19 protein-coding genes are annotated in these 23,094 nt (G+C 72.8%); 2 read left to right on the top strand and 17 right to left on the bottom strand.

Annotation, left to right across the window (positions count from 1 at the left end):
• Window positions 1-10 precede the first annotated feature (10 nt).
• The 3 genes from LDL48_RS03100 to LDL48_RS03090 all read right to left on the bottom strand — a co-directional run bounded on the left by LDL48_RS03100 (window position 11) and on the right by LDL48_RS03090 (window position 4,154).
• Window positions 11-1,669 (bottom strand): beta-1,3-glucanase family protein, encoded by a 1,659-nt coding sequence (locus LDL48_RS03100; RefSeq protein WP_225253424.1) that lies wholly within the window; start codon window positions 1,667-1,669, stop codon window positions 11-13.
• Between the two features lie 56 nt (window positions 1,670-1,725).
• Complete coding sequence (locus tag LDL48_RS03095) at window positions 1,726-2,526, bottom strand: zf-HC2 domain-containing protein (RefSeq protein WP_225253423.1); 801 nt, start codon at window positions 2,524-2,526, stop codon at window positions 1,726-1,728.
• Window positions 2,527-2,654: 128 nt separating this feature from the next.
• Entirely contained in the window at window positions 2,655-4,154 is a 1,500-nt protein-coding gene (locus tag LDL48_RS03090) for a hypothetical protein (RefSeq protein WP_225253422.1), read from the bottom strand.
• A gap of 181 nt (window positions 4,155-4,335) precedes the next feature.
• Between LDL48_RS03090 and LDL48_RS03085 the strand changes: the two genes are divergently transcribed.
• A complete protein-coding gene (locus tag LDL48_RS03085; protein ID WP_225253421.1) occupies window positions 4,336-4,830 on the top strand; it encodes a DUF4913 domain-containing protein in 495 nt (164 codons plus the stop codon).
• Between the two features lie 43 nt (window positions 4,831-4,873).
• On the opposite strand, the gene LDL48_RS03080 is transcribed toward LDL48_RS03085, so the two are convergent.
• From LDL48_RS03080 to LDL48_RS03020, 13 genes are all read right to left on the bottom strand, one after another.
• Window positions 4,874-7,498 carry a hypothetical protein gene (locus LDL48_RS03080; RefSeq protein WP_225253420.1) on the bottom strand — a complete coding sequence of 875 codons (2,625 nt, stop codon included), beginning with the start codon at window positions 7,496-7,498 and terminating at the stop codon, window positions 4,874-4,876.
• 28 nt (window positions 7,499-7,526) lie between these two features.
• Window positions 7,527-8,117, bottom strand: a complete 591-nt coding sequence (locus LDL48_RS03075; protein ID WP_225253419.1) for an RICIN domain-containing protein — start codon at window positions 8,115-8,117, stop codon at window positions 7,527-7,529.
• 74 nt (window positions 8,118-8,191) lie between these two features.
• Entirely contained in the window at window positions 8,192-10,012 is a 1,821-nt protein-coding gene (locus LDL48_RS03070; protein ID WP_225253418.1) for a type IV secretory system conjugative DNA transfer family protein, read from the bottom strand.
• Window positions 10,009-11,778, bottom strand: coding sequence for a putative type IV secretion/conjugal transfer ATPase (locus LDL48_RS03065; protein WP_225253417.1), 1,770 nt, complete (start codon window positions 11,776-11,778; stop codon window positions 10,009-10,011). Before LDL48_RS03065 ends, LDL48_RS03070 begins: the two co-directional genes overlap by 4 nt.
• Entirely contained in the window at window positions 11,775-13,268 is a 1,494-nt protein-coding gene (locus tag LDL48_RS03060) for an SCO6880 family protein (RefSeq protein WP_225253416.1), read from the bottom strand. Before LDL48_RS03060 ends, LDL48_RS03065 begins: the two co-directional genes overlap by 4 nt.
• Window positions 13,269-13,295: 27 nt before the next feature.
• Complete coding sequence (locus LDL48_RS03055; protein ID WP_225253415.1) at window positions 13,296-14,531, bottom strand: hypothetical protein; 1,236 nt, start codon at window positions 14,529-14,531, stop codon at window positions 13,296-13,298.
• Between the two features lies 1 nt (window position 14,532).
• Window positions 14,533-15,264, bottom strand: a complete 732-nt coding sequence (locus LDL48_RS03050) for a DUF8175 domain-containg protein (protein WP_225253414.1) — start codon at window positions 15,262-15,264, stop codon at window positions 14,533-14,535.
• 52 nt (window positions 15,265-15,316) lie between these two features.
• Entirely contained in the window at window positions 15,317-15,619 is a 303-nt protein-coding gene (locus LDL48_RS03045; protein WP_225253413.1) for a hypothetical protein, read from the bottom strand.
• 24 nt (window positions 15,620-15,643) lie between these two features.
• Complete coding sequence (locus LDL48_RS03040) at window positions 15,644-16,432, bottom strand: hypothetical protein (protein WP_225253412.1); 789 nt, start codon at window positions 16,430-16,432, stop codon at window positions 15,644-15,646.
• Between the two features lie 140 nt (window positions 16,433-16,572).
• Window positions 16,573-17,997 carry a glycoside hydrolase family 19 protein gene (locus LDL48_RS03035; RefSeq protein ID WP_225253411.1) on the bottom strand — a complete coding sequence of 475 codons (1,425 nt, stop codon included), beginning with the start codon at window positions 17,995-17,997 and terminating at the stop codon, window positions 16,573-16,575.
• A gap of 49 nt (window positions 17,998-18,046) precedes the next feature.
• On the bottom strand, window positions 18,047-18,700 hold the full coding sequence (locus LDL48_RS03030) for a DUF6668 family protein (protein WP_225253410.1): 654 nt from the start codon (window positions 18,698-18,700) through the stop codon (window positions 18,047-18,049).
• A gap of 109 nt (window positions 18,701-18,809) precedes the next feature.
• Complete coding sequence (locus LDL48_RS03025; protein WP_225253409.1) at window positions 18,810-20,600, bottom strand: S8 family serine peptidase; 1,791 nt, start codon at window positions 20,598-20,600, stop codon at window positions 18,810-18,812.
• An 89-nt stretch (window positions 20,601-20,689) separates the two neighbouring features.
• Window positions 20,690-21,376, bottom strand: a complete 687-nt coding sequence (locus tag LDL48_RS03020) for a sigma-70 family RNA polymerase sigma factor (protein ID WP_225253408.1) — start codon at window positions 21,374-21,376, stop codon at window positions 20,690-20,692.
• Window positions 21,377-21,860: 484 nt separating this feature from the next.
• Here LDL48_RS03020 and LDL48_RS03015 point away from each other — a divergent pair, with 484 nt between their 5' ends.
• The gene (locus tag LDL48_RS03015) at window positions 21,861-22,466 is read left to right on the top strand and encodes an SAM-dependent methyltransferase (protein WP_225253407.1); all 606 of its coding nucleotides are present in this window, start codon (window positions 21,861-21,863) and stop codon (window positions 22,464-22,466) included.
• A gap of 37 nt (window positions 22,467-22,503) precedes the next feature.
• Here the strand turns inward: LDL48_RS03015 and LDL48_RS03010 are convergent, their stop codons facing one another.
• Window positions 22,504-23,094 carry a DUF6346 domain-containing protein gene (locus LDL48_RS03010; protein WP_225253406.1) on the bottom strand — a complete coding sequence of 197 codons (591 nt, stop codon included), beginning with the start codon at window positions 23,092-23,094 and terminating at the stop codon, window positions 22,504-22,506.

Here is a 23,094-nt window from a genome sequence, read left to right as displayed (position 1 = left end):
CGGACCCCGCCTAGGAGAACTCGAACCAGCTCACGTTCACGAACTCCTGCGGCTGGCCGCTGGTGAACGTCAGGTGCACGTCGTGCACCCCGGTCACCGGCGCCATGCTGCCCGGCACGGTCTGCCAGGACTGCCAGCCGCCGGTGCTCGCCACCGCGATCGCGCCCACCGGCGTCGACCCCGGATCGCCGATCCGGACCTCGATCAGGCCGGACACGCCCCCGGCGGCGCCGGACGCCACGCGCATCCGGAACTGCGTCGCCGCCTCCCCGCCGAAGTCCACTTTTCCGTACGACGCCCGGTCGCCGTGCGCGATGTACCCGATGTTCTTGCCGCCCTCGGCGCAGTCCTCGGTCTTGATGCCGCTCTGCGCGGTGAAGCTGTCCGCCGCGATGCGGCCCTTGCCGCCCCGCGCACCGCCGGCCGCGACGACCGCGCCGGCCGCCAGCGCCTCGGGAGGAGCCGGCGGCGCCTGGGACGGCCCACCGGCGGGCGCCGGCACCGGGCCGTCACCGAACGGCGCCAGGGTGATCCGCATCTGCGTCGGAGCCGTGTTCCGGACGAACGGCGCCTGGTCCGCCACGTCGTCGAACGGGAACCCGTAGGCCAGGCCGTCGCCGCTGTGCGCGTGCAGGATGCGCGAGTAGTGGTTGGTGACGGGATGCTGGTAGTGCGCCGCCCGGTCGGCCACCGGCTGGTCGGCCTGGCCCAGCACCGACCGGTTGAACCCGGCGGCCAGCACCGCCGCCACCGGACCGCTGCGCCCGTCGTTCGGGGCGTCCAGCGCGCCGTTGCATTTCAGCACGTCGATGGTCGAGGGGCGGTCGAACGCCCGGACCCCGCCGTCGAACGTCAGCTTCCCGTCCACCACGCGCCCGGTGAACGACCCGGCCACGGTCTTCACCCGCAGGTCGGTGGTGGCGTAGCGTTCCCAGATCTCGCCGATGTAGCCGTCGAAGTAGTCGGCCCGGAAACGCTTCGTCTCGATGCCGTAACTCGGTGCCAGGATGCGCAGCCGGTCGCCGACCACCAGTCCCTTGAAGTCGGGCTGGCGCTCCATCTCCGCGAAGATGGCGTCCCGGCCGCCGGCCGTCGGCACCCCGGCGACGGCCTGGCCGTCGCCGCCCTCGACCCGGATGGACATCGGGATGCTGAACATGTCGACCATGGTGGTGTTGAGGTTCACCGTCGTGCCGTCGTAGGTGAACTCGCAGCAGTCGTGCAGCACCGCGAAGTTCGGGTCGCTCTCCACCCAGGCCACCGGATACTGCAGTGCCGCCTTGCCGGCGCCGTCGGTCACCACCCGGAACGTCAGCTTGCCGTCGATGGCGAAGTAGATCCGGCCGGACTCCATCGTCGGCAGCACGAACGACGTGCTGCCGGACCCGGCCAGCGGTACGCCGATGTCCACCGACCCGTCCGCGCCGCCGGCCGCGGACGACACCGGGGTGAAGACGCCGCTCTCCTTCACGAAGCCCTGCTGTCCCCCGGCGGTGCCCAGCACGTACATCGTGATGGCCTGGTTCTCGAACCGGCCGGTGTTGTTCTCGACGACCAGCGGGAGACCGTCGCCCGCGTCGGCCCTGGCGTAGAAGGCGGAGGCGATCAGCGGGACACCGGCCGCCGTTCCGGCGGCCGCCAGACTGAGAAACGTCCGTCGAGTGGGCATGCGGGCTCCCAGAATGAGGTGGTGGTCAGGATGGGTACGGCCGGGCACGCGGCCGGTCAGCGCGGTGGCGGCGTCGGCCCGTCCGAGCGGGAGAGGTAGACCGAGACGACGGGTGAGTCGCCGGACAGGCTGACCGAGAGGAAGACGAGCGACGAGAGGTCCACCGGCACGTTCCCGGTCACCTCCTGCACCCGCCCGTCGGCGGTCCAGTCGGCCACCGGCCACACCTGGCCGTCGGCACTCACCGCGTACAACCGGTACGGCGTGCCGCCCCGGAGGCCGTCGACGGAGGCGCGGACCTGCACTCCGCCGGTCTGCTGCGTGGCGACGACGGACATCGACACTCCGGTCGCGCTGTCCTCGGCGGTGGCCGCCGCGGTCATGACCGGTCCGCCGCCGCTGCCGGCTCCGCGCACCAGTGCCCCGACGGCGAGGCCGCCGACCACCAGGGCCAGGGCCAGCAGAACTCCGAGCCGGGCGACCCCCTTGACGCGTCGGCGCCGGACCGGAGGCCGCCGGTCCGGTGCCGACGGTCCCGGTCGTGACGTCTCCGCCCGTCCCGGACGTACCCCTCGCCCGCCGCCCGGGCGGTCCGAGCCGGTACGGCTCGTCCCGCCGGGCGCGCGGTCCCGCTTCACCGGTGCCGACGACCGGCCCGGCTGGCCGGTCCGGTCGTCGTCCATCAGCAGCGCCAGCGCGGCCACCGTCTCCACCGTCTCCTCGGCCTGTGCGCGGCACTGCGCGCACGCCTCGAGATGACGTTCGATGCGGTCACCCTGCGCGTAGTCCAACGAGTCGAGGTAGTACAACCCGAGCAGGTCGGCGACGTGCGGCCCGTCTGAAAGGTCCTCAGCCACCTGTACCAACCCTCGATCTTCGGCCCGTCGTCACCCCAACGACGGATGGACCGGCCCTTCGGTTCACGGTTTCCGCGACTTTGGGGAAAGGATTTCGCGACCCGGTGCCCCGGCCGGCCGGCACGGGCTCACCGTACCCCTCGCGGGGTAGCCTTACGCTGCCCCACCTGCGCGGCCGCCCCCGGCGCCGGGGTGGAGGGCGGAGACACCGACGGCGGTCGGTACGGCGAGACCGGGGTTCCCGCCGAATGGGCGAACCGGTTCTGGTGGTAGGCCTGCTGGCTGCTCGGCTGCTGGCTGCTCGGCTGCTGGCTGCTCGGCTGCTGGCTGCTCGGCTGCTGGCTGCTCGGCTGCTGGCTGCTCGGCTGCTGATTGCCGAACTGCGCGGAGGCCACGGACGGGCCGTAGGGCTGCCATTGCCCACCCCCGGCCGGCCCGGGCGGCGCGTAACCCTGCTGCTGGACCGGCACGAACTCGTAGACCTGCTGCTGACTCGGCACGAACTGCTGGTCCTGCCCGTAACCCGCCTGCTGGCCGGGCACGAACTGGTGAGGCTGCACAGTCGAACGGAAGGGGTTGGACAGGTCCGGCACCGCCGCCGGCTGCACGTTCGGCTGTTGCTGAGTCACGGTCGGCTGCTGCTGAGCCCAGTAATAGCCGGAGGCAGCGGAGTGGATGGCGGGATCGTAATCCAGCGTCGCCATCGGGCCGTACTCCTGGCCGGGGGTGTAGCCGGCGAAGGTCGCAGCGAACTGCCCGTTGCCCTGCGCCTGGACGTAGGAATGGGACTCCGGCGTCACCGTCGGATAGTTCTCCTGGCCCGGGGTGTAGCCGGCGAAGGTCCCGGCGAACTGCCCGTGGCCCTGCACCTCGCCGTACCCGGACGCCCACGTCGGTGATTCGGTCGCCCGTTGCTCGGCCACCGTCAGGAGTTCCCGGGTCCGGTTCATGTGGCCCGGTTCCTGCCCGTACAGCTTCTGGACGTAATCGTTGTCCTTCATCAGCAGAGCCACGGCGACCGCTACCCGGCCCTCCCGCTCCGGCTGAGGTAGGGCGCCGGCCGGGATCCAGGCCGCCGGCGGCAGGTCGCCCGGCCGCCAGCCGGTTCCCGGACCGGGTGCCGGCCGGCCCGCGGCGAACGTGGCATTCGTACCGGGTGCCGCCTGAGCCTCCGCCCAACCACCGGATCCGGCCGGACCTTGTCGACCGGCCGCATACCCGCCACCGTTCGCCGGCCCGTTCTGCCACTGCTGTTCGCGTTCCTGGACGCCGCCCTCGTCGTACCCGGACTTCCGGCTCCGGTTCCCGGTGAACGGGCGTGCCATCCGGCCGGGCACGATGCGACTGAGGTACTGCGCGGCGAGACGGAAGCCGAGGGCGACGGCGGCGCGCCGCCACTTGGCTCCGGGCTCTCCCCGCTTCTCCAGCACCGTCCGGAGCGCCGTCTGCGTGACCTCCCGCTTCGCCCGGCGAAGCAGGTTGAACTCGTTCGCGTGGCGAGTGCCCCCGGCACCCTTGCCGTTGCTCCGCTGCTGCCGGTTGGCGCGGATGCGGTAGTCCAGGTCCTTGAGCAGCGTCCGATTCGCTCGGAGGAGATCGCGTGCGGTGACGCCATAGGCGGACGCCATGGATTCCGGTGGCGAATCTGGAGCCACAGTGGCACCTCCGATCGTTCACGGCATTGGTCGATCACCCAACGGGCGGCGGACCCGGCCGGTTCACGACGGGCGGCCGCGATGTCCGATCCACTGAACCGGTGCGGGTCGTGCTCCGTCGTGCGGGTGACCGTTTCATCGAGGAGGACCCGCCATGACCGACGTGCTGCACCCGACCACGGACCCGGCTGCCGGCCCACCGCCCCCGCCCGGCTCACCGACCCAGCCCGGACCACCGCCCCCGCCCGGACCACCGTCGCCGAACGGCCCGGAGTCCGAGGCGGAGGCGCAGCCGTCGTTCATCCTGTATCTCGACGGTCCGGTCTATGGCGAGACCTTGGAGCGGCTGGCATTCTGGGTGCACAACCTCCTGATCCCGGTGTACGGCCGGGAGGTCACCTCGAACGCGCCGTGGTGCGCGCAGTGGTGGAAGCATCCGGAGGCGCTCGCCCAGCTGCACGGGCTCTCCATGGCCTGGCAGGAGCTGACCGGGCCGAAGAGCCCGCTCACCGGCCCGGCGACCTGGCACCGGGACTACCTGGGCCCGGTGATGGCGTCGCTGCGCGACCCCGCCGGGCCGTTCGCCGGGTGCAAGGCCACGGCGCACCGCGACAAGCAGCCGCCACCCATCACGCCGCTCGCTCCCTGACCCGGAGAACCGCGACCGGGCCGGTTCACCCACACCCGGACCTTCAGACCAGGCCCGGCAGGTGGTCGAACCGGCCGGTCGCGGACGGACCGACCCGGCGGCGCTGCGGGGTACGGCGCCATTCCAGCCAGGTCCGGCGGATCGCGTCGAGCGTCTCCCCGTCCCGCGCCACGTGCCGCGAGTCCACCGTGCCGTCCGCGCTCACCTCGTCCGCCGCCAGTTCCCGCAGCACGACCCGGCCCCGGCGGCGGCCCTCCCCCGGCGGGCGCAGATCGAGAAGCTTGAAGTGGGTACCCGGCAGGAACAGCACCCGGCTGTCCACCGCCACGTCGTCGTCCGGCTCGCACAGGTCGGTACGGCGGGCGGTCAACGACCAGAGCAGCACGTCGGTGTCGCCCGGCAGCGCGGTGCACGGCGCGGCGAGAGCGTGCAGGAATCCCCAGTCCGCGATCACCTCCCGGGTGCCGTACATCTCCCAGTGCCGCGGTGACGGCGACAGCGCGAACGTGGTGACGCCGCGGTGCACCGGCAGCCGCTCCAACGCGGCCTCGACGTACGTGGCGAGTTCCCCCGGTGAGCCGTCGGCGCCGCGGCGCAGGCCCACGTCGACGTGTGCGCCGTTCGGCGACAGGTACCAGGCCAGCGCGGTCGCCTCCACGAACTCCTCTTCGCTGGCGACCCACCCGTTGAGCCCCGGAGTGATGCGGTCCGCCACGGCGGCGAGGTCCGCCGCCGGATCGAAGTCGGCGACCAGCGCACGCAGCCGGCCCGCGGACCCACCGGCGACGTCCGGTTGCGGCGGGTCGACGGGGAGCGGCGGCGGGTCGACGGGAAGCGGCGGCGGGCCGGCGGGGAGCGGCGGCCCGGCGACCGGGGGTTCCGGAGGCGGGACCGGCTGCGGAGGCGACGGCGCAACCAGATCCGGGCCGGCCGGGACGGGCTCGACCACGACCGGCTCAACCACGACCGGCTGAACCGGGACGGGCTCGACCACGACCGGCTCAACCGGGACGGATTCGGCCGGGACGGGCGCGGCCGGGACGGGCTCGACCGGGACGGGCTCGACCGGGACGGGCTCGACCGGGACGGGCTCGACCGGGACGGGCTCGACCGGGACGGGCTCAACTACGACCGACTCGGCCGGCGCAGGCTGGTCCGGGACGGGCTCGACTACGACCGACTCGGCCGGCGCAGGCTGGTCCGGCGCAGGCTCGACCACGACCGACTCGACCGGCGCGGGTTGAGGCGGCGCGGGTTGAGGCGGCGCGGGTTGGGTGGCGGGTTCCGGAGACGGCCGCACCGGTGTCCTAGGCGTCGTCGGCAGCGGCGTCGGCTCGTTCCACCGGACCTCCGGCGGCGCGGGCGGCACCGGCTGGTCGAACAGGGCGTCCGGCGGCTCCTGGACGAGTTCCGACGCCGCGCGCAGCTCGCTCCGCACGTCCACCGCGGTCAGCCGCTCCGCCAGCCGCAGCGCGGCCTCCCGCAGCGCGGCCTCCCGCAGCGCCGGCCCGGCCGCGGGCGCGGTGTCGTCGACGATGACCGCGCACCGGTCCGGCTCGGCGGCCACGGCGCGGATCGTGTCGGCGTGCGCCGGCTGTTGCGCGGGGCGGACCCAGAGCCCGGCCTCGACCACCTCCACGATCACGTCGGACTCGTACCGGAAGATCCGGGGTTCGATCTCCTCGGACGTGCCGGGTGGCGGACGGTGGCTGAGTATCACGGGCGGCTTGGGCAGGGAGAACGGCAGGACCCGCGGCGCGAAGCCCAGTTCCCGGGCGAACGTCGGCCAGCCGGTCGAACCGTCCGCCCGGACGGTGTAGGTGGCGTCCAGATAGGGCGACGTCAGCGGCAGGCCGGCGTAACAGACGACGTTGACGTCCAGCGCGTCGGCGAGGGCCTGTCCGAGCCGGTCGCCGTCGGGCAGCTCGACCGGCCCGTATCCGGCGAACCGCAACCGCATCCGGTCGGTGTCCGGCAGGGTCGCGCAGAACCGGACCACGTCCTCGGGACGCACCGCCGCACCACCGGGGCAGCCGAGGATCACGCCGATGGTGCCGGGGTCGCACGGTGACGCCCGGTGGAGCAGGTCGCGGTGCCGGTCGAGCAGCGCGGCGTCCCGGCCGTCCCGGATCCACACCCCGCCGGGCAGCGGTTCGGCGGCCACCGTGTCCCGCAGGGTGCGGCTCGCGGCGACGGCCGCGTCCCACGGCGGCGTGGGGTACCGCCGGCCGGCCGGCACCGGCGCCTTGCCGGGCACGAACCGGAGCCAGCCGCCGTCCGGGTCGGACCCGACGAACAGGTGGCCAGCCCCGGTCCGGACGAGCCGGCCGTCCGGTGCGTACACGGTGCACCGCAACCGCTGTGCCAGCCAGTGCGCGACCAGCGGCGCGGTGCCGTCGGACTCGCCGGCCGGCAGGAGCCGCAGGCCGCGCCGGCGCCGCCGCGGCCAGGTCTCGGTCAGCGCCTGCCACCGCGCGAACGGCACCCGGGCCGGCAGGTCGAGCACCACGATGTCGTTGTCGTCGTCCTGCGGCACCGACAGCGCGAGCTGCTGCGCCTCCTCCGTCACCGGCTCGTTCAGGTGCAGGACCAGCGCGCTGCCGATCCGCCGCTCGGAGATCGTGTTGCCGGGGCCGCCCTGGTCCGGTCTGGTGAGGGCCTCGGTCACGCCTTCCCCCTTCCGCTCGGTGTGCCGGTCAGCCGTCCGCCCGCCACCAGTTGCGGGCGGTGGTCCGGTCACAGGCCCGGCCGACGATGCCCGCGCCCGCAGCGACCCGCGGTCCCGTCACGTCGAGGCACGTGGCGGGTTCGCCGACCAGCCTGCCACCGTCGGCCAGGAACCGCTGGGACCGGGCTCCGCTGCAGCGGGCCAGCCGTGCCGGCTGGCCGGCGCCGGTCACCTCCATGCACCGGTCGCCGATCCGGAGGGAGGAGCCGGGCCCGGGCCGCCACTGCTGGGCCGGGGATCCGTCGCAGCCGAGCAGCGTCAGCGTGGCGCCGTCGCGGTCGGCGACGGCGGCCAGGCACAGGGTCGGGTCGTCGGACGTGATCCGGGGGCCGGACACCACCTCGCCGGACGGTCCGGACGCCGCCGTGAGGGTCCGGCCGGGCCAGCCGCGGACCACCGTGACGCCGGTGCCGGCGAGCAGCACCGCGCCGCCCAGCGCGGCGATCGCGAACCGGTGCGCCCGGCGCGGCTTCGGCGCGCGGTCGGCGTCGGTCTGGTAGCTCTGTTGCACCCAGCGTTGCGCCGGCGTCGGCTCGGTCTGCTCTGCACGTCGCCGCACCGCGGACACCCTCCTTCATTTGTCGACCGCCGGTCCGGCGGTGCCTGCCCACCGGGGTCGATGGTGCGACCCGGTCAGCGTTGTCCGATGTCGGCGACGTCGGCGTATCCGGACGGGCCGCCGGTCCGGCTCCGGTACGACGGCTTGCGGGTGAGCCGGGCGGCGGCCCGCTTGGTGATGGCCTCCACCTCGGCCTTCGCCGCCGCCGAGATGGGCCCGGCGTTCGGCTCCTTGTACCAGGGCCGCAGGCGGATCAGCGCCGGGCGGACACCGGTGGCCAGCAACAGGGCCGTACCCTTCGGCAGGGCGCGGATCTTGTCGGCGGGCAGGATCTGTTCCTGCCGGTACGAGTACGACCGCGACGACCCGTCCCGGCTGCGGGACCAGCTCGGCGTCTTGGTGTCGTGCTGGCCGACCAGGCGGGCGATCTTGTCGACGAAGTCGGCGTCGTCCAGGCCGGCGCCCAGCAGCTTGACGGTCGCGGCGCTCCACATGGCGTCCATGCCCGGTTCGCCCCAGACCCGCACGCCCTGCCGGTAGCTCTGCAGCAGCGTCACCACGTTGATGCCGCGCGACCCGAAGTGGCTGTACAGGTCGGGCAGGTCGGAGATGCGGCAGACGTTCGCCGCCTCGTCCAGCACCGCGGTCATCGGCGGGTCCAGGCGCCCACCCATCCGTTCGGCCGCGACCACGCCCGCGCGCATGGTGGCGTCGGCCAGGCCGGCGATCACCCCGGCCGCGGAACCGCCGCCGTCCTTCGACAGCAGATACAGGGTGTCCCGGCTGAGGGCGTGCTCGTCGGGCCGGAACTCCGGCAGGTTCGGGTCGGGGCTGACCCAGGCGACGATCTCCGGGTCCAGCAGGCAGGCGACACACTGGCGGGCGGTCTCGTAGATGCCGTCGCGGGTCTCCACCGCGCCGCGTACGGTGCCTTGCAGCTGTTCCGCCATCGCCGGCATGCCGACCTCGCGGAGCACGTCGACCGGCGTCCGGTCGGCCGGGTCGGCGAGCCATCCCAGCAGGTCCGTGACGCTCGCGCCGCTGCGGGCGGCGGCGAGGAACAGCGCGGTGAGCGTGTTCTGCGCGGCCGAGATCCAGAAGTCCTTCTTGGAGGAGTCGTCGTTGACCGAGCTGACGAAGTGGCCGGCGAGGCGGCGGGCGCCCTCGATGGTGTCGCAGTCGGCCAGCATGTCCCACCACATCTCGCGGGGCGAGTGGGCGATGCCCTGCGGGTCGAAGGTCCAGACCCGGCCGACCTTGGTGCGCGCCAGGCGGGTGACGGTGAAGACGTCCGACTTGTTCGAGGTGAGCAGCACCGGCCCGCGGGCGCGCAGGATGCGCGGGATGGCGATGCCGGTGGACTTGCCGGCCCGGGGCGCCATCAGGTCCAGTTCCACGTCCTCGAAGGAGGAGCGCAGCTCGGGCCCGGAGGGTTCGAGGTCGCCGAGCAGATTCCCGGTGTCGTCCGGGTGGAGGTGCTTGACGCCCTTGAGCGTCGGTCGCAGGCTGCGGGCCCGTTCCGCGATGCCCTTCGGGGCCATGCTCTCCAGTTCCCGGACCTTGGCGAGCCCCTTCGTCCGCTTCGCGTTGGTGATCGTCCGGAACACCTTCCGGGCGACCTGCACCAGCGGGAGCGCGACGATCAGCAGCATCACGACGGTACCGCCGTAGACCGCGTACGGCGAGGCGCCCGGCCACACCGAGCCGGTGTCCCCGGTGGCGACCGCGAAGTAGGTGCCGGCGGAGAACGGTGGCAGCTCCCAGCCGTGCCCGCTCACTCCGGCGCCGAGCGTGCCGCCGAACCACAGCACGGCGAACACCACGAGGTTGACCGCGGCCAGTCCCGGGATCAGCCAGGGCACGACCTCGCCGCTGCCGGCGCTCTTCGCGTTCATCCGATCCCCGTTCCCGGCTGGGCGAACCGGATGTCTCCGGCCGCGATCGCCGCCTCCTCGGCGGCCCGGGCGGCCGCCTGCTCCTCCGCGTAGCCGTTCTGCACCCAGCGGGTGTTGGTGTCGTGCAGATGGCGTTCGGTGTCGGTGATGGACACCCGGATCGGGATGCCGGGGCGACCGCCGACCTTGATCAGGAACCGGCCGCGGCCGGGCGGCTCCTCGTGGTCCCCGCTCTGCGCCCAGCCGGGCGGCGAGGACCAGGACGAGACGAGTTCGATCTCGCGCCGGGAGAGGCCGACGACCTTGCCCAGGTCCTCCATCTCGGCCCGGGGCAGCCCGGCGCAGGCCACCATGCCGGCCCGCTCCACGAAGCCGCGGGCCTTCGCCTTGTCCGCCTCGGTGCCGAGCGCCTCGGCGTCCTTCAGGGTGTGTGTGATCTTGGCGTCGCCGAGGCCCAGGGACCGGTTGAGGCGGGTCAGGGCGTCGATCCGGTCGACGATGCCGGAGGCGGCCCGCAGCGGCCGCCAGAGTTCGTCGAGCACGGTGAAGAACCAGCGCCGCGGTGCCAGACCGGCGTCGGCGAGGGCGTGCGAGGCGGCGACCGTACCGAGGCCGTCCGACCAGGCCGCCAGCATCGCGGCGGCGGTCAGCTGGCTGTCCGACTCGCCGATCCGGGAGATGTCGATGCACACGGCGCTGGCGTTCGGGTCGATGTGGGTCGACGTCTGCGAGGCGAAGGTGTCGCCCAGCGGCCCGTCCAGGATGCCGAGCAACGAGCGGTGCAGCGGGTCCACCTGGTCCCGGTAGCGGGACTCCTGGCCACGGTCGAGGGTGATCTGCCGGACCGCCGGCGGCCCTTCCTCCAGGACCCGCAGCAGGTCCGGCAACAGGAAACTCTGGCCGACCGGGGTGCGGTCCCGCAGGTGCCGCAGGCACGCGGAGAGCACCGACTGCTCGTGGTCGCTGATCGGCGCGCCCCGCACGATGGTGAGCAGCGCGGCGACCATGTTCAGCACCCGGCCGTGGGTCTCGGCCGAGAGCAGCCGGCCGGCCTCGCCGCCGATCCGGGCCGCGGCGGCGCCCATCGCGCCGGGATCCAGGACGTTCAGGCCGCCCATTCCCCGGGCGATGGAGATGACCTGCCCGCCCAGCGCCCGCACGGTGTCGGCGTAGTCCGGCTTCAGGTCGCCGAGGACCAGCGGGATGACGCCCTGGGCGGAGAGCCCGATGAGCATCCGGTTGATCAGGGTGGACTTGCCCAGACCCGGCATGCCGAGCATGAACAGCGACGGGTTGGAGATGTAGCGGGCCCGGGTGAACCAGGACAGCGGGTCGCCGCACACCGTGGCGCCGGTGCCGATGTGCTGGCCCAGCGGCACGCCGACCATCGGGGCGCCGGAACCGGACGCGAACGGCCACAGCCCGCACGCCTGCACCGTGGTGGCGCGCCACAGCGCCGGCGGGTCCATCGGGGCGACCCGCCCACCGCCCGGCATCGGGGCTCCGCGGTGCGGGACGGCGTCCGCCCGGTTCAATTTGGCCGCGCGTTCCCGGCGCCGCTTCTCCATCAGTTCGGCCCGGGCGCGCCGCTTGTTCTCCTTCTTGATCGCCCGCGGGCTCCGGTCGCCGACCTCGTCGGGCTCGCGGTCCTGCAGTTCCGGCGGCGGCACGACCACGCCGTTGAGGGCGTTCGCCGGGCCGGCCGCCCCGCGCTGGTAGTGCGCGCCCAGGTCCAGTACGCGCAGCCGGGTGCCGCCGCGGGTCACAGTGCCTCCTGAATGTCGTGCGGGACCATGGTCTGTTCCCACGGCAGGATGCCGACCGGCAGCGCGCAGGAGAACGCGGCGGCCTGCATCCGGTCGGCCGGGCGCATCGCGAGCCGGGTGGCGCCCAGCAGGTTGCGGATGGTCACGTTGGCGTCGGCGATCGCCTCCATGCTGTCCACGGTGATCGTCACCACCATGGAGAACTCCACCAGGCCGGCGCCCGCCGCCTCCTCGGACGCGGTCTGCTCGGCCGCGGCCACCTCGGACGCCGCCCGGGCGCGCACCATGCCGCGGGTGGAGGTGGCCATGAACTGGGCACTGCGGCGGTCCGACTCCACGATGCGCGCCGAGGTGGCCGGATCGATCGGACGGTAGAAGATCGCCACGCGCTTCCGGCGGATGCTCGGCGCCGGGTCGAGCAGGCTCCGCAGCACGTTCGAGCGGACCGTGCCGCGCGGCGCCAGGGTCAGCAGCCAGCTCCGGGACACGCCGGAGTCGTGCTGGTACGCGTTCACCGTCTCCCGGGTCGCGGCCGGGCCGGCGTCGGCCCAGGACAGGCCGGTGCCGCCGTGCTGGGCCCGCACGTCGAGCACGTCCGCCGCGACCGCCGGGTCGTACGCCACCCGGACCACGTCGGCGATCCGCTCCGCCGACAGCGGTTCCGCCGATCCGCCGCCGGCCTCGATCAGGCCGTCCAGCAGACCCTGGATGCGCAGCGCCAGGTCGGCCAGGATCTCGTCGTGCTTGCCGCGCTGGCCGCCCGGCGTGCCGTAGGTGAGCGTGATGTAGGTGTTCATCTCCGACGACGCGGCGGGATACCGGGCCACCACCTCCTCCATCACGGCGCGGGCCGCGGCGGGCGCGTCCGGCGCGATCCGGGGCAGGATCTCGGTGGCCAGCCGGGTACCCGGGTCCGGCGCGGTCTCCACGATCACCGCGGCGCCGCGCAGACCCGGCTCGTGGGCGAGCCGGGACAGCCACTCGCCCCACATCGCCACCCAGATGTCGGTCTGTTCCGCGTCCACCAGGGAACCGCCGTCCGGCTCACAGCTGATCACCACGGTGTAGAGCTGGCGGTACCGGTGGTACAGCACGCCGAACGCGCGGTCGTACGGGTCGCGCCCCTCCAGCATGGTGACCTTGCTGAGCATCCCGGGCGGGCGGAACCGGCCGCCCGGGCGGGCGGACAGCGGACCGGACACGTACACGTGCTGCCCGGCGGTCTTGCGCCGGAACCAGCCCACCCGCAGGGCGAGCAGGTTGTAGACGTTGCGCCCGTCCTGGGTCCGGAACGCCAGCGGTCCCACCGCGATGACGATCGGGGTGCCGACCACCAGCGCCGCCTGCAGCGACATCAACGAGGCGAGCAGGACGACGACGAGTCCACCGAAGATCCCCACCGTGCCGATCAGGCCGAACGAACCCAGTCCGGCCTTGCGCGGGCGGCGCCAGTTGCCGTACGTCCGGGTCCGGATCGCTTCCGTGGTCATGATCGTCGTACCTCTCGTTCGTGCTGGCTAACGCTGTTGGCTGTCGCCCTGGCCGGGCAGGGCGCTGGACACCGCGTTCACGCCGTGCTGGGCCGCCGCCGACCCCACGGCCGCCGCGCCCCAGGCGGCGACCCCGGCGACGCCGGCCGCACCACGTGCCGCGCCGGACACCAGGGTCCGGCCCACGGACCGGCCGCTGCCGCCACCGCCGGACGGCCCGCCACCACCGCCGCCGCCACCGCCACCGCTGCCGCCACCGGTCGACGCCGCGCCGGAGGCACCGCCGCCGCTCCGGCTGCCGCCACCACCGCCGCCGGAGGAACCCCGGGAGGCGTAGCCGAGGGCGCCCGACGCGACGGCGCCGGTGGCCTTCGCCGCGCCGCCGGCCGCGGCACCGGCCATCGCACCGGTGGGGTTGGACGAACCCAGCTCACTGAGCGCCGGGACGACGAGCCGGAGCAGAGCCGGCAACGCCACCGCGGACAGCAGCAGCACGCCACAGCCGGCGATCTTCATGTGTACGGCCTCGGCGCCCGCCTGCGAGTTGAGCATCACGGCGCCGGAGTACATCACCAGGCCGGTCGCGGGTTTGAAGGCGAGCCAGGCGACCATCCAGGCGATGTGCCGCTTCCACCACGAGCCGCCCCACTCGGTCATCGACGCCGCGGCGGCCAGCGGCAGGGTTCCGGCGAGCAGCACCATCAGGCCGAGCCGGATGTACAGCAGCAGGATGTGGATGATGCCGGCCAGGATCAGCAGCAGCCCGATGATGATCAGGAGGAAGGCGGTGAGCGAGTCGGTCCCGCAGGAGGCGATCGTCTTGAGCTGTTCCTCGAGCCCGGCCTTGTACAGGTGGGTGCTGTAGTGGTCGGCGAGTTCGGCCAGCTTGATGATCACGTAGGAGAAGCCGCTGGACACCAGGATGACCTTCAGCATGCCCTTGAGTGCCGTGGTGCCGGCCTGCCCACGGCGTTCCAGGGCCATCCGCGCGGCGGCGACCAGGATGGAGGCCACCGCGATGGCGACCACCAGCCAGTTGATCTGCAGGCCGATGTCGCCGAGCAGGCTGGCGTCGTACTTTCCGGAGCTGTTCGTCGGAAAGGACGGGATCTTGCCGGCCAGGTCGGCGAAGAGGCTGACCGCGGCCTTCATGATGGCGGACGCGATGTCGTTGAGCATGCCCTCGATGCCGCCGTCGAGGAACTTCGCCAGTCCGCCGAACGCCCCTCCGTAGATGGCGTCACCGGTGGAACAGCTCGCCACCTCAGGCCTCCCACATCACGAAGCCGCCGGTGCCGACCAGCGCCAGGGGCGTGTGCAGGTCGCCGCTGGACATCGGCTGCACCTTCCAGTCGGCGCCGTCCCACGCCACCGTGTAATCCGTTGCGGCGTACAGCTTCCCCTGCTTCAGCAGGAGCCGGACGGTGGCCTTGTCCAGTTGGTACGACACCATGCTGAACCCGGCCAGGGAGGTTTCGCTGGACGCCGCCGGTTCGTCCGGGAGGGACGACCGCATCGCCACGAACACCTCCCGGCCGGCACCCGGCATCAGCTGCTGCTCGGCCACCTCGCGCCAGTCCGGGCCGCTCATGTGTCGCGGAATGACGTGGGCCGCCATGACCGCGCCCATCGGGGTGTGCGCGAAGCACCACATCAGCGGCCCGCTCGTCTTCAACGGGCCGGCCGACGCGGACAGCGGAACCTTCGCGCCGTTCAGCGGCCGCCAGGTGATGTCGGCCGGCGGCCGCACCGGGATGCTGCGGTCGGTGTCATCGGTGCGGCAGCCGTCGGGGCGGGCGCCGTCCTGCTTCGCCGCGCCGATGACCGCGGCCGGCGCGGCCCGCCGCTCGCCGTCGTCCCCCCAGCTGGCGGCGACCGCGAAAACTCCCCCGACACAGAACAGCACCGTGACGAACGCCGCCGACAGCAGCCATCCGCGTTGCTGCCAGTACGGCTGGTCGTCGACGTCGCCGGACTCCATGCGTACGAACTTCACGAGCTGCGGTCCTCACTCGACAGGGGATCTGGCCGGCCGGCTGACATCGGGCTCAGGCGAAGACGAATCTGATGATCGGACCGGCGGTGGCCACCAGGATGCAGCCGCCCAGCACCATGCCGAGACGGCTCATGTGTTCCGAGCTTTCGCCGCGCTTGTGCGAGACGGCCATCATCGTGCCGGTCACCAGAACGCCGCACACACCGGCCGCGGTGCCGGCCCAGCCGATCAGGCTGAGCCCGAGGACGACCGCCTTCTCCAGCTCCGGCGGCGCCTTGCCACCCTTGTCCGGCTGCGGCACCCCGGCGGGCAGCCGGGTCGCGACGTACGTGTAGAGGCCGAGCAGATTCAACATTTGATTCTCCCTGTACCGAAGGGCCTAATTGCCGAGGAATTCCCAGATCTCAAGGAACTGGACGAGTGGTCCGGCGGTGAGTCCCAACATGCATGCCGAGCCCACATAGACCAGTCCGCGCCAGTGCTCGCTGAACTCGCCGGGTTCACCGCGCCGGAGCTGCAGGGCCATGTTGATGCCGGTGATGATCAGACCGGCCACCGAGGCCGCGGTAACCGCCCAGGCAAGGATGTTCAGCAGGTACTTCAGTGGATCCTCGCTGCTGCCCATCGCCGGCTGGTACGCGGTCAGCGTCGGCTTGGAGATACGGATCTCTTTGTTGCTCTTGCCGCAGTCGATCTTGAACCCTTCGGTGACCCCGGTCACGGTGCAGGGCCCATCTTTTCCGGTCTGATCGGCGTCGGTCCACGTGCTCTGGCCGAGCTTTCCGAAGATCTCGTAGTCGATCAGGATCTGGTCGTCGTCGCCCTGCACCGGGACGGTCAACTCCCATTCCTGCGCCGTGTTCTTCCGGCCCGAGCAGTGCCGTTGATCCCCACCCTGCGAGTTCTCGAACAACGTCGATCCGCTCTTCAGGCAGATCTCCATGTCGAATCCACCCTTGTTGTGGAACTTCAGGGTCTTCCGGCCCGCGGGGCACTGCGCCGTCCAGCCGTCGCCGCTCCGCGCGCAACCCGGAACCGGCGCGGCCAGCGGCGGAGAACTCACCGCGGCGGAGGCCGGAGCGGCGAGGCCCACGCCCAGCAGCGCCAGCACACCGAGGACGACTGCGGCGACCCGGTACGAACGCCGGCCCGGCACGATCTGGGTCACGTCCTGCTCCTTCCGTCTCAAGCTCTCCAAGGGACCGGCCGCACCTGTCCCGACCACCGACCAACGGGTGGCCGGGCATCGCGGTTCACAACTTTCCCGGTGCGTTCCGGCGGTTTGCCCGAACCGACATCCGGGCGCGCTCAGCAGGTCAGCTTGTCGCCCGGTTCGACCGCCAGCACCCCGGTGAACTCCCGGTAGAAGCCGACCCGTTTCTGCACCTTCTCCGCGCCGGCGCCGTTGCACTCGAGGCCGCCGTTGATGGAGCGGATCGTCTCGCCGAAGCCGGCGCCGGTGGTGATGGCGTCGTGCGGCGTCATGGTGCCCGCCCCGGTCTGCGTCATCCAGAACCAGAAGGCGGTCTGCCAGGCCACCGACGAGTCGGTCATCACCTTGTCCGGTTCGTTCAGCAGATCGATGCCGAGCGCGTCACCGGCCGCCTTGTAGTTGTAGTTCCAGCTGAGCTGGATCGGGCCGCGGCCGTGGTACGCGGTCTGCCCGGCCGGGCATCCGTAGGACTGCGCGGGGTCGCAGTAGTTGCCCCACACGCTCTGGTCGATCTCCTCGACGTACTGCAGCTTGCCGGACTCCTGCGCCACGTTGCCCAGGAACGCGGCGATCTCCCGCTTCCGGGTGGACTCGTCGCCGGTGGTGCCGAAGCCGGGGAACTTCGTCATCGCCTCGGTCAGGCCGGCGTACGTGTACAGCGAATGCCGGCCCGGGAACATCTGCTCGAACTGCGCCTCGCTCAGCGTCGCCGAACCGGGCTGCGGTCCGGAACTGGACGCGGACGGCGACGCGGACGACGACGACCGGGGCGGCGGCGGCTTGTCCGTCGCGTACTTGGCCATGACGCTGCGTACCTGATACGGATAGGTGCCGATGGCCGGCAGCGGCATGCCGCCGAGTTCCTCCAGCGCGTCCAGGCCGATGTTGTACGCGAACAGCGTCAGGGTCAGCAGGTCGCCGACGATCTTCCCGCCGTCCCGCAACGCCTTGACGTCCTTGGACAGCGCGCAGAGGTGCCGGGACTGGGCGAAGATCGAGTCCTCGACGTCGAGCGCCGACACCTTGCCGTTCTCGTCGTCGTCCTTGCCGTGCTTCTGGAACACCTCCGGAGGCAGCTGGGAGATGCCCTCCCGGCCGTCCGGGCCGACCTTGGTGGCGTCGAACCCGGACTCCACCTCGATCTGCGCGGCCAGGACCGCCGGGGTGATCAGGTCACACTCCTTGGCCGCGTCCTCGATGGCGTACGCCACCTTCTGTTCGGCCACCTCGTCGTGGGCCAGGTAACCCTTGCCGTCGCCGCCCATCAGGTTGTTCACCAGGTCGCCCGGGTCACCGGAGACCAGGTTCCCGGACGGGTCGATCCCGGCCGGGCTCCCGGCGCTCCCGTTGGTCAGCAGCATCATGCCGAGCAGGCAGATCAGGGCCAGCGCCATCGCCGGGAAGAACCCGATGGCGCCGACCACGACCATCGCGATCTGCATCGGGTTGCGGTCCCGCGCGGCCTGGTTGGCCTGTTTGGCTCCGCGTGCCGCGCCCGCGGCCGCCCGGAGCTTGCTCACGGCCGCGGCAGCGGGTACGCCCGCCCCGCGGCGCGCCGGATCCGGCGGGTCATCGGACGGCGCCCTGCTGGACGGCGCGGGCCAGCTGTCCCAGCTTGACGACCTGGCGGGGCGGGCGGTCCACCTTCTTGCCGAGCCGCCACTGCGGAACCCACGGGATCCGGTACACCGGCGCGACCGCCCGCAGCATCCGGAGCCGGCTCACCAGCGGCCGGGGCAGCCGGCCGGGGGCGTCCGCCACCAGCACCAGCGCCGCCAGCCGCATGCCGGCCGGATGGCGGCCCTCCCGGATGGCGTTCAGCGCCCGGGAGGCGGCACGCAACCCCTGTGCGTGGGTGCGCGCCACCAGAATGATCGAGGCCGGCTCGTCCCGGGCCGGGTCCGGCCACCGGCAGCCCAGGTCCACACCGCCCAGCACGGCGGCGAGGGTGGTGGTCCCCGCCCCGCCGTGCGCCGCCACCCAGCAGACTCCACCGGCGGACAGCCCCTCGACCGGCGCGGCCCGCCGCTGGCGCGGCTGGTGCGGCTGCCACTGCGGCTCGTCGCCGGGCCCACCCGGTCCGGCCGGCTGCGGCATCGCCGGCGCGCCCGCGGGGGCCGGCGCCGGGACCGGGCCGGCGTGCCCTCCGGGCGCCGCGACCTGCCGGACGGCGGTCGCTTCGTCCGCGGTGTCCGTGCCCGGCCACGGTTCGGAGGATGGCACCGAGGTGGCTTGCATGCGCGTTCCCCGTCCCTTTCCTGAGTCGCAGCTTTCGGCGTGCTGTCAGCCCGCCACAACGGACGCCGGGCGGCGCCGGTTCACCGCCGGGGGGTCAGCGTCCGTCGTCCGTCCAATGCCCGCCGTCGTCGTCCCACGGATCGCCGCCGCCGCCGCCCGTGCCGCTGCTCGGCCCGGGCGGCGGCGCACCGGTGAAGGCCGGGGTGGGCACCTCCAGCCGCGAATCGATCAGCCCGACCTCGCTGTCGTCCAGGTCGGCGGGTTCCTCGCCAGGACTCAGCATCCGGCGGATCCGGACCGCCAGCAGGATGCCGGCGGCGATCATCAGCACCGCGGTGACCACCAGGATGGTCGTCCGGGACCCCGACTGCGTCGTCTCCCCCGACGTCGGCACCCGTTCGGTCGCGGCCTGGTCGGCGGTCTCCTTCTCCTCCTCCGCGGCGGGCGGCGGCGCCTCGTCCTCCTCGGCCAGCACCTTGGTGACCGAGGTGGCCGGGTCGATGAACCCGTAGCCGAACTGCGCGTTCGGCGGCTCGCCGTCGCCCATCTTCTCCGCCGTCACCTTGATCCGGTGGGTCACCTGCTGGGCGGTCAGGTCCGGGTACGCCGACTTCACCAGTGCCGCCTGGGCCGCCACGAACGCCACGGCGTAGTGGGTGCCGGTGCCGTTGACCGTGCCGGTCCCGGTGGGGCTGAGCCCCGCCACGTTCACGGCGGGCGCGACCACGTCGACCGCGCCGCTGCGGTACGGGGCGGCGGGCCGGTCGTCCACACCGATGCCGGCGACCCGCAGCACGCCCTCACCGAACGCGGTCTCCGGGCTGGCCGGCGCGGACGCCGGCGGTGCGGCCAGGACCACCACCACGTTGCGGGCGACCGCCGCGGAGACGGCCTTGGCCACCCGGGCGTCCGCGGTGTTCACGTACCCGCCGAGCGCCAGCACGGTGGCACCGGCGGCGACCGCGCCCTCGATGGCCCGCACCTGGACCTCGGGGGTGGCCTGCGGCTGCGCGGTCACCACCCGGACCGGCATGACGTTGGCGTCCGGGGCGACGCCCATCGGCCCGGCGCCCTTCACCTGCTGGGCGGCGATGATGCCGGCCATCGTGGTTCCGGTGCCCAGGCAGTCGGTGTCGCCGCGGGACGTGCCGTCCACCACGTTCAGGCCGACCGAGACGTGCCCGGTCAACTGCGGCAGGCTGGCGTTCACGCCGGAGTCGACGACCGCCACCAGCTGGCCCTTGCCCCGGCTCTCCTTCCAGGCGTGGTCGGCGGCGACGCGCAGCCGCGCCCAGTCCGTCTTGGTGCTCGACCCGGCCCGGGACGCGCAGCCCGCGCCCGGCGCCGCGCTCCCCTTCGGCGCCGCGCTGGGCAGCACGCCCGGACGCAGGCTGGGTGCCAGACCGGGCGCCGGCGCTCCCGGGATGTACGGTGCCGCCTGCGGCGACCCGCTGGTGGGCGGGCGGACCGTGTCCGGCTTACCGGAGTTCGGCTTGCTGCCCTTCTTGGCCGGCTTCTTACCCTTCGGCTTGCCCGGCGCCTTGTCCGGCAGCACGCCGTACTGGATACCGCCGCCGACCGCGTCCCACGGCATCACCAGCATCCAGCCGGGCCGCAGCCGGCCCGGATCGGTCAGCACCTTGTTGTCCGGCTGCTTCCGGCCGGTGTTCAGGTTGTAGACCTCCACCGAGCGGGCGCCGCTGCCGAGGAAGCGGGTCGCGATCTCGGTGAGGTTCTCCGGCTTGCCGGCGTACCCGGAGGTCACGGTGTAGTACTTGACATACTCCTCGGCAGCCGACGCGGACGCCGGCGACAGGCCGAGCGTCGCCAGTCCCGCGGCCAGGGCGAGCAGCGCCCCGAATGCGCTCCGGCCGAGTCGAGGCATCGGTATTCCCTCCAGGTAGTCGCGTGCGGATGAACACCCGACGCCGTTCCGTACATCCGGGCGGACGACGGCTTGGACACCGTCACGGTTCACGACGGGGACGAGCTGGTGCCCGAATTGCCCTCGCGGATGGCCCCTTCGGCCAGGAATCCGCGCTCCTCCAGGGCGGCCCGGAGCGCGCGCAGGGCGTAGAAGGTGCGGGACTTCACGGTCCCGGCCGGCACGTTGAGGATCTCCGCCGCCTCCGGCACCGAGCGTTCCCGGAAGTACATCTCCACCAGCACCGTGCGCAGCCGCTCCGGAAGGCTGGACAGCGCCGCGCGTACCTCGCGGTTGTCCAGCAGACGGTCGATGTCGTCCTGGGCGTCGCCGTGGGCCTCGATGCGCTCGTCGAAGTACTCCGGCGGGCGGGCCTGCGCGGCGCGTACCTGGTCGATGGTGATCCGCCGGGCGACCGTGAACAGCCAGGCCCGGTTCCACCGTCCCTCGGCGTTGCGGGCCTCCGGGTTCCGCCAGGCGCGCAGCAGCGTCTCCTGCAGGATGTCCTCGGCCCAGTGCACGTCGCCCTTGGTCAGCCGGGTGATGTAGGCGAGCAGCACCGGACGGTGCACGTTCTGCAGGTGCCGCAACGCGGCGTCGGGAGTCTCGCCGGATCCGGCCGGCCGGGGCTCGGCACCGGCGGGTTCCGGCTCTGCCACCGCCGGCCGCGCCGTGCCCGCCCGCCCGTCGGGCGCGTGCGGCTCCACCCCGCCCTGCCGCGGGAAGTCACTGAACATCTGTCGGTCCATCCGTCCGAACGAACACCGGGCCACCGCAACAAGGACCAGGCCAGCCAGAGTGCCGAACGTCCCTCCTCCAGGGACGAATAGCAGCGTTTTGCGGCACGGCGAATCGTTGCACCGCTCGATGCATCGGCGCTCGGCGAGAGACCGGGTTCGGCCCGAACGCACCTTCGATCGGTACGTTCGCTTGCCCGGCGGCAATTCGATCTTCGCGGCGGCGGTACCGGCCGCGGCGGCGTCGGTGCTCGTCGATCCGGGGTTGCCGGGCGGACGCGCAGAAACGCGCGAACAAACGGGAAACCGGCGGGACACGGACGGGATCGATGTGCTGATAACGGTAGGGCCCGGAGCGCGCCGCCGCCAGATCATCCGGCGCAGGGCTGAGCGGTCGGGGCACAGAGTTGACCTTTTGGGGCGCGGTTGGGCCGAACGGTGAACCACCCGCCGCGCCGGAACCGGCGTCAGGCAGAATTCCGTCGTGACCCGAACACCAGGCGACGCCGGCCCTCCGGAGGCGTCGGTCTCCACCGAGTACTTCACCGGGCTGTACCTCGCCAAGGACGACCCGTGGGACCTCGCCACCAAGTGGCACGACCAGCGCAAGTACGCGGTGACCGTGGCCAGCCTGCCGCGGGAGCGGTACCGCTCGTGCTACGAGCCCGGCTGCTCGATCGGCCTGCTGACCGCCATGCTGGCGCCCCGGTGCGACGAGATCCTCGCGGTCGACTGCGTCGACGCGGCCGTCGACCAGGCCCGGGACGCCGTCCGGGAGTTTCCCCACGTGCGGGTCGAACTGGCGACGCTACCCGCCGACCTGCCCGACGCCCGGTACGACCTCATCGTGGTGGGTGATCTGCTCTATTATCTTTCCGCCGACGATCTGGCCGCATCGCTCGACGGACTGGTGGAACGGCTGGAACCGGACGGCGACATCGCGGCCGTGCACTTCCGGGACCGCCGGCACGGCGGAAACTACGACGGATTCAATGCGCACGCCGCGCTGGTCGAGCGGGCCGACCTGGAACGGCATGTCCACCACGAGGACGAATGGTTCGTCCTCGACATCCTCCGCCGGGTCCGGTGACCGCCGCCCTCCGGCGAAACCGATTCGCGAATAGCGATTACCGTCGCCGGAAGCGCAGCAGTTCGCGCACGATGAGCACGCCGACCAGCGCGGGCAGGACACCGAGGAAACCGGCGGCGTACCCGATCCAGGCCAGCCACGGCCGGTGCGCCGCACCGGCCCGGGCGAGCTCCCTGTCGGTGCGGTAGGTGCCCAGGTCACCGACCCGGACGTCGGTGCCGACGTCGGCCGACGTGAACACCGCCCCGACGGTGACCCGGTCGGTGGCCCCGTCGTCCCAGACGATCGTGGCGGTGCAGCTGTCCCAGTACCCGAACCCCCGGTTGGAGACCGGCCCGTGCCGCTCGCACCCGGTGACCCGCGCCTGACCGGTGCGTTCCGCGTCGGCGAAGTCGTCACCGGCGAGCCGGCGCAGCGTGACGGCCGTGCCGAACAGCACGGCGGCGAGCAGCAGTACGGCGATCAGGAAGGCCGCCGACCGGAGCGCACCGCCGGAGCGGCGCTCGACCACGGCCGCGGCCGGATCGGCGGCCTCGGCGGCGCGCTCCGCGGACTCCCGGTCCAGCGCGGCTTCCTCGGCCCGGATCTCCTCGCGGCGCCGGGCGATCCGGTCCTCGTGCGGTTCCAT

It is taken from the genome of Jidongwangia harbinensis, assembly GCF_020216025.1.
Classification (GTDB): domain Bacteria; phylum Actinomycetota; class Actinomycetes; order Mycobacteriales; family Micromonosporaceae; genus Actinoplanes; species Actinoplanes harbinensis.
Note: the sequence above shows the minus strand (reverse complement) of the source record. Positions and strands in the feature narration are given on the sequence as shown.